Below are 5,805 nucleotides of genomic sequence, written 5' to 3'. Positions count from 1 at the left end.
TCTTTGGCCAGCTGACGGAGATGGAGATAGACCGTTTTTCCCAGTATGTGGCCTATGCCGACATCAAGGGCCGGACCCGCTTTCTGAAAGATTTTACAGCGGACCGCGCTGGAAAGTATGATTTGGTCCAGCTCAATCAGATCCGTCAGACCATCATGGAACCGCTGGATGACTTCCTATCTGCCCGTCCCCAAAAGGGCTTCAGTCTGCTGGAAAAACTGGCCCAATTTCTGACGGCCATCGCCCTGCCAGAAAATATGGAGGCCCTGCTCAGTGGGGCCAGTGAAGAGGAAGTAGACCAACATGAACAGGTCTGGAAAGTTTTCTCGGATTTGCTGATGCAGATGGCAGACATTTTCGGGCAGGACAAGCTGGCTGTGGATGACTTTTTAGCCCTGCTTGGTTCTGGCATGCTGGCGGCTGATTATCGAACCATCCCAGCCACGGTGGATGTGGTCAATATCAAATCCTATGATTTGGTCCAACCCCACACCGCACCCTATATCTTTGCTCTGGGGATGAGCCAGGCTAATTTCCCAAAAATTGCCCAAAATAAGAGCCTTTTGACCGATGAGGAAAGGCAGCTGATCAATGAAGCCACAGGCGATTTTTCATCCTTTGAAATTCCCTCTTCGGATAATGTTAAAAAGAACCACTTTGCAGCCCTTTCTCTGCTCAATGCAGCCAGTCAAAGTCTGGTTTTGACCTATCCGCAGGTGGCTAACGAAGGGGAGGAGGACATTTCTGTCTATCTCAAGGAATGGATAGAGTTGGGCCTTCCTCAACTGGATAAGACGAGGAGTCGTTTGGCTGCTAGCGGAGATGAGATTGGAAATTACAAGGACCTGCTTTCAACTCTGATTGCCGTCAACCAGCTGGATCTGGATCAGGAATGGAGCAAGGAGGAGCAAAGCTTCTGGGCTGTTGCAGTCCGATATTTGCGCAAGCGCCTGGCCCAAAACCAGCTCAGCTTGCCGAAAGTCCTGGATACTGTCAAAACCAGCAAGGTGTCAGATGAGGTTTTGCAGATTCGCTTTCCAGATGACCAGCCCCTTCACCTATCCGCATCTGGCCTGACCACCTTCTACAACAATCAGTACCTCTACTTTATCAACTACATTCTCCAGCTCCAGGAGCAAGACAGCATTCATCCCGACCATCGCCATCACGGCAATTATTTGCATAAAATTTTTGAATTGGCCTTGAAGGATAATGGCCAGCCCTTTGACCAACGCTTGGAAGAGGCCATCGCCCAGACCAACCGGGATAAAGACTACCAGGCCCTCTATCAGCAGGATGAGGAAAGTCGGTTTTCACAAAGAATCCTGGAGGACATTGCCCGTTCGACGGCCAGTCTTTTTCGGGCCAACCAGGCCATTCAAGTGGCTTCTCAGGAAGAAAGATTCAAGCTCATGCTCCAAAGTACCGTGCAAATTGGCGGGATTATAGACCGGGTGGACCGCCTATCGGATGGCAGTTTGGGGGTTGTGGACTACAAGTCTGGAGCCAACCAGTTCGATATTGCCAAGTTCTACAACGGCCTCAATTCTCAGCTGGTGACCTATCTGGAAGCTTTGCGGAGTCAATACGGTGTTGGGGTTGACCAACTGTTTGGGGCCATGTATCTGCATATGCAGGAACCAAAACTGGACCTGAGAAAGGCCAAGTCCTATGATGATCTGGCCCAACAGGCTAAGGGTGAGCTGGTTTACAAGGGACTGTTTGCCGACCAGGAAAAACAGTTTTTGGCAGACGGGGCCTATCATCTCAACAATGCCACCTATGAAACCGAGGAGTTAGAGACCCTTTTGACCTATAACCAGAGCCTCTTTTTGGATGCTGCCCAGAGCATTCGTAAGGGTGTCTTCCTCATCAATCCCTATACGGAAGATGGCAGAAGTGTCAAGGGTGAGCAGCTCAAGAGCATTACTCATTTTGAAGCGGATCGCCACATGGGTCAAGCCCGACGCCTGCTCAAATTGCCAACCCGAGGTAAGAAGGCCGCCTATTTAGACTTGATGAAAGGGGGAGATGTTGACGCCTAGACCACATTGAAAATCAAAAGGATAGATTGTTAAAGCTCCTGGCCTACCATTAGGTATGTCTGCGTTGCTTTGCCTCGTCTATTTTGATTTTCTGGACCTAGAAGTCAGATAAGTTATGAACAGAAAGAATTTTTTAACCGAAGAAGAAATCCAAGCTCGGATTGCAGCAGAAGCCGCATCTGATAAGGAAAGAAAGATGACGCCTGAGCAGCTGACTGCTATTTATAGTAACGGGACCAACATCCTGGTCTCTGCCTCGGCTGGTTCCGGTAAAACCTTTGTCATGGTAGAGCGGATCTTGGATATGATTAGCCGTGGCATCAGCGTCAACCAGCTCTTCATCTCCACCTTTACCGTCAAGGCCGCTGGAGAGCTAAAAGAGCGTTTGGAAAAAGGCCTGACGGCCAAGCTAGCCCAGTCGACCAGCGATGAGGAACGCCAGCATTTTTCAGCTCAGATCGCCGCCATCCCAACAGCGGATATCGGCACCATGGATGCTTTTTGCCAAAAACTGGTCAACCAGTACGGTTATCTGATGGGCATTTCACCAATTTTTCGCATCATGACGGACGAGTCCGAGCAAGACATCCTCAAAAAACAGGTCTATACAGACCTGTTTGCCAAGTATATGCAGGGTGACCAGGCCCAACTATTTCAAAAATTAGTCCGAAATTTTGCTGGCAATCGGAAGGATAGCCAGGCTTTTCGAGATGTCATCTACCAGATTCACCAATTCAGCCAGTCAACAGCCTCGCCAGACTACTGGCTCAAGGAAGTCTTGCTCCAGGCCCATGAAAGTCCCCAAACCAGTCAGCCAGAAGACCTTGTCCAGACCATTATGGCTGGTCAAGATTTGAACCTCATTCTCTCTAAGGCCGAGTCCTACTTCAAGGACCATTATGAAACCGTGACCCAGGAATTTCAGAAGTCCTATAAGTACCTGAGTAATGTTTCAACTCTCATAGAGGAACTGGCCAGCTTTCCGATTCAGGCCAATCTGGAAGAGCTTCAGAAAGCCTGTGCTCGGATTGACAGCCTAGCTTCTGGCCGCAATCTGGTCATGGCCATCGGTTCTTCCAAGGATGAGACCTTAAAATCCTATGCCGCAGCCTATAACCGGGACCGCAATAGCTACCTGGAACCCTTGCGCAATCTGGCCCAGTCTCTCTTTACCATCCTAGCCTTGGAACCCCATCAGGCGGACATCCTGCCCCTCTTGCAGCTCCTCAGAGACTTTGTGGAGGAGTTTTCAGCCCATTACTTGACCGCCAAACTCCAGGAAAATGCCTTTGAATTCAACGACATCGCCCATTTTGCCATCCAGATTTTGGAAGATAATCCTAGTGTGGCCCAGATTTTCAAAGACAAGTACCACGAAGTCATGGTGGATGAGTATCAGGACAACAACCACATGCAGGAACGCCTGCTTGAACTCCTCTCCAATGGCCACAATCGCTTTATGGTGGGGGATATTAAGCAATCTATTTACCGTTTCCGTCAGGCAGATCCCCTCATTTTCAACAGTAAATTCAAACTGTACCAAGACTATCCAGAGGCTGGCAAGCTGATCCTTCTCAAGGAGAATTTCCGTAGTCAGTCCACCGTTCTGGATTCGACCAATGGGGTTTTTAGCCACCTCATGGACGAGCAAGTAGGGGACATCCTCTATGATCAGACCCACCTCCTTGTTGCCGGCAGCGAACCCCAAAAAGAAGTAGCTCCCCAGCTGGAAACAGAAGTCCTGATCTACAATACCGAAGAGGCAGAGGCTCCTTTGGAGGAGGAAGAATCCAGCTTTAGCCAGGGGGAAATCGACCTGGTTGCCAAGGAAATCATCCGCCTCCACAATGAAGAAGGGGTCAAGTTCTCAGAAATCACCCTCCTAGTGGCCTCCAGGACCCGCAACGAGCCCCTGATTGCCAGCTTTGAGCAGTATGGTATCCCTGTCGAGTCAGATGGGGGCGAGAAGAACTACCTCAAGTCCCTGGAAGTCATGATTATGCTGGACACCCTGCGCGTCATCGACAATCCCCTCAACGACTTTGCCCTGACCGCCCTCCTGCGCTCCCCCATGTTCGCTTTTGACGAAGACCAACTGGCCCGACTGGCAGTACAGGCCGACCAGACAGAGCTCTACGAGAAGCTTCTCTTGGCAAAAGCTGGCCAAGGCCAGCATCCCCAGCTGATTTCACCAGAATTGATGGAGAAACTCAGCCATTTCTTAGAGGTACTGGCTGATTGGAGACAATTTTCGAAAAAGCACAGCCTCTATGATCTGATTTGGAAAATCTACAATGACCGACTTTATTATGATTATGTAGGGGCCCTTCCCCATGCCCAGCGTCGGCAGACCAACCTTTACGCCCTGGCCCTTCGTGCCAACGGTTTTGAAAGAACAGGCTTCAAGGGCCTGGCCCGTTTTATCGGCATGATTGACAAGGTCTTAGACAGTGATAAGGACCTGATGGAAGTGGAAGTGGCTGCCCCCAAAAATGCAGTCAACCTCATGACCATTCACCATTCCAAGGGGCTGGAGTTCAAGTATGTCTTTATCCTCAATATCGACAAGCGCTTCAGCATGAAGGACACCCACTCGCCCCTCATTCTGAGCCGGGAAAAGGGACTGGGAATCAAATACCTGGCCGATATGAAGGACCAGGTGGAAACCAGCCTCCCTCATCTCAAAGTCGCTATTGAGACCCTGCCTTATCAAGTCAACCGCAGAGAACTCAACCTAGCCACCCTGTCTGAGCAGATGCGCCTCCTTTATGTGGCCATGACACGTGCCGAAAAGAAACTCTATCTGGTTGGTAAGGGACGCAAGGATAAGCTGACTGAAAAGTTTGATGGCTCCAGCGAAAATGGCTTTTTACCAGCCAGCCAAAGAGAAGGACTCCTGTCCTTCCAAGACTGGCTCCTGGCCATTGATGCCGCCTTTCCAAGTCAGAATCTGGCCTATCGGATTCGCTTTGTCGAGCAGGAAGATGTCCTGCCAAGTCAGATTGGCCAGCTGAAAGGCAAGGTCGATGCAGACAATCTGGCCCACAACCGCCAGTCCGAGGATATCCGCCGAGCCCTGGAAGTATTAGACAGTGTGGAGAGGCTCAATCAGACCTATACCCCAGCCATCCAGCTGCCAAGTCTACGAACTCCCAGTCAGGTCAAGGCTTTCTATGAGCCAGTCATGGATATGGAAGGCATGGAAATCATGGATAGGATTGTCGCGAAAAAAGAGCAGCCCATCCGCTTCCAACTACCTCAACTGGGTCAAAAAAGCAGCGTCACCAGCACAGCTATCGGCTCTGCTACCCATGAACTCATGCAGCGCTTGCAACTGAGCCAAAAGGTCAGCTTGGCAGACCTCGAGCAGGCCCTTGCCCAAGTTCAGGCCCCAGACCCGGTTAAGGAAAGGATGGATTTGAACAAAATTCTCAGCTTCTTTGACACCGAGCTAGGCCAGCTGATCCTGAGCAATTTGGACAAACTCTACCGCGAAGCACCCTTTGCCATGCTGGAAAAAGACCCCATCAGCAAGGAACAATTTGTCATCCGCGGGATCGTTGACGGCTACCTCGTCTTTGAAGACCGCATCGTCCTCTTTGACTACAAAACTGACAAATACCAACACCCAAATCAGCTCCAGGACCGCTACCAGTTCCAAATGAAACTCTACGCCAAAGCCCTCCAAGAATCCTACCAAATCAAGCAAGTAGACACCTACCTCATCCTCCTCGGAGGCCAAGAAGTAGAGGTCGTGAGG

General features: G+C 50.4%; 2 protein-coding genes. Both read left to right on the top strand.

What is annotated here, in order from left to right:
• A partial coding sequence (gene rexB / locus ACEYCN_RS01850; protein ID WP_373712603.1) for an ATP-dependent nuclease subunit B occupies nt 1-2,045 on the top strand: 2,045 nt, incomplete at its 5' end.
• Between the two features lie 115 nt (nt 2,046-2,160).
• Nucleotides 2,161-5,805: helicase-exonuclease AddAB subunit AddA (gene addA / locus ACEYCN_RS01845; protein WP_373712602.1), on the top strand; the 3,645-nt coding region annotated here is incomplete at its 3' end.

This window comes from Streptococcus sp. (assembly GCF_041802885.1).
Lineage (GTDB): Bacteria > Bacillota > Bacilli > Lactobacillales > Streptococcaceae > Streptococcus.
The sequence above is the reverse complement of the archived record's forward strand: the minus strand, read 5'-3'. Positions and strand labels throughout refer to the sequence as shown.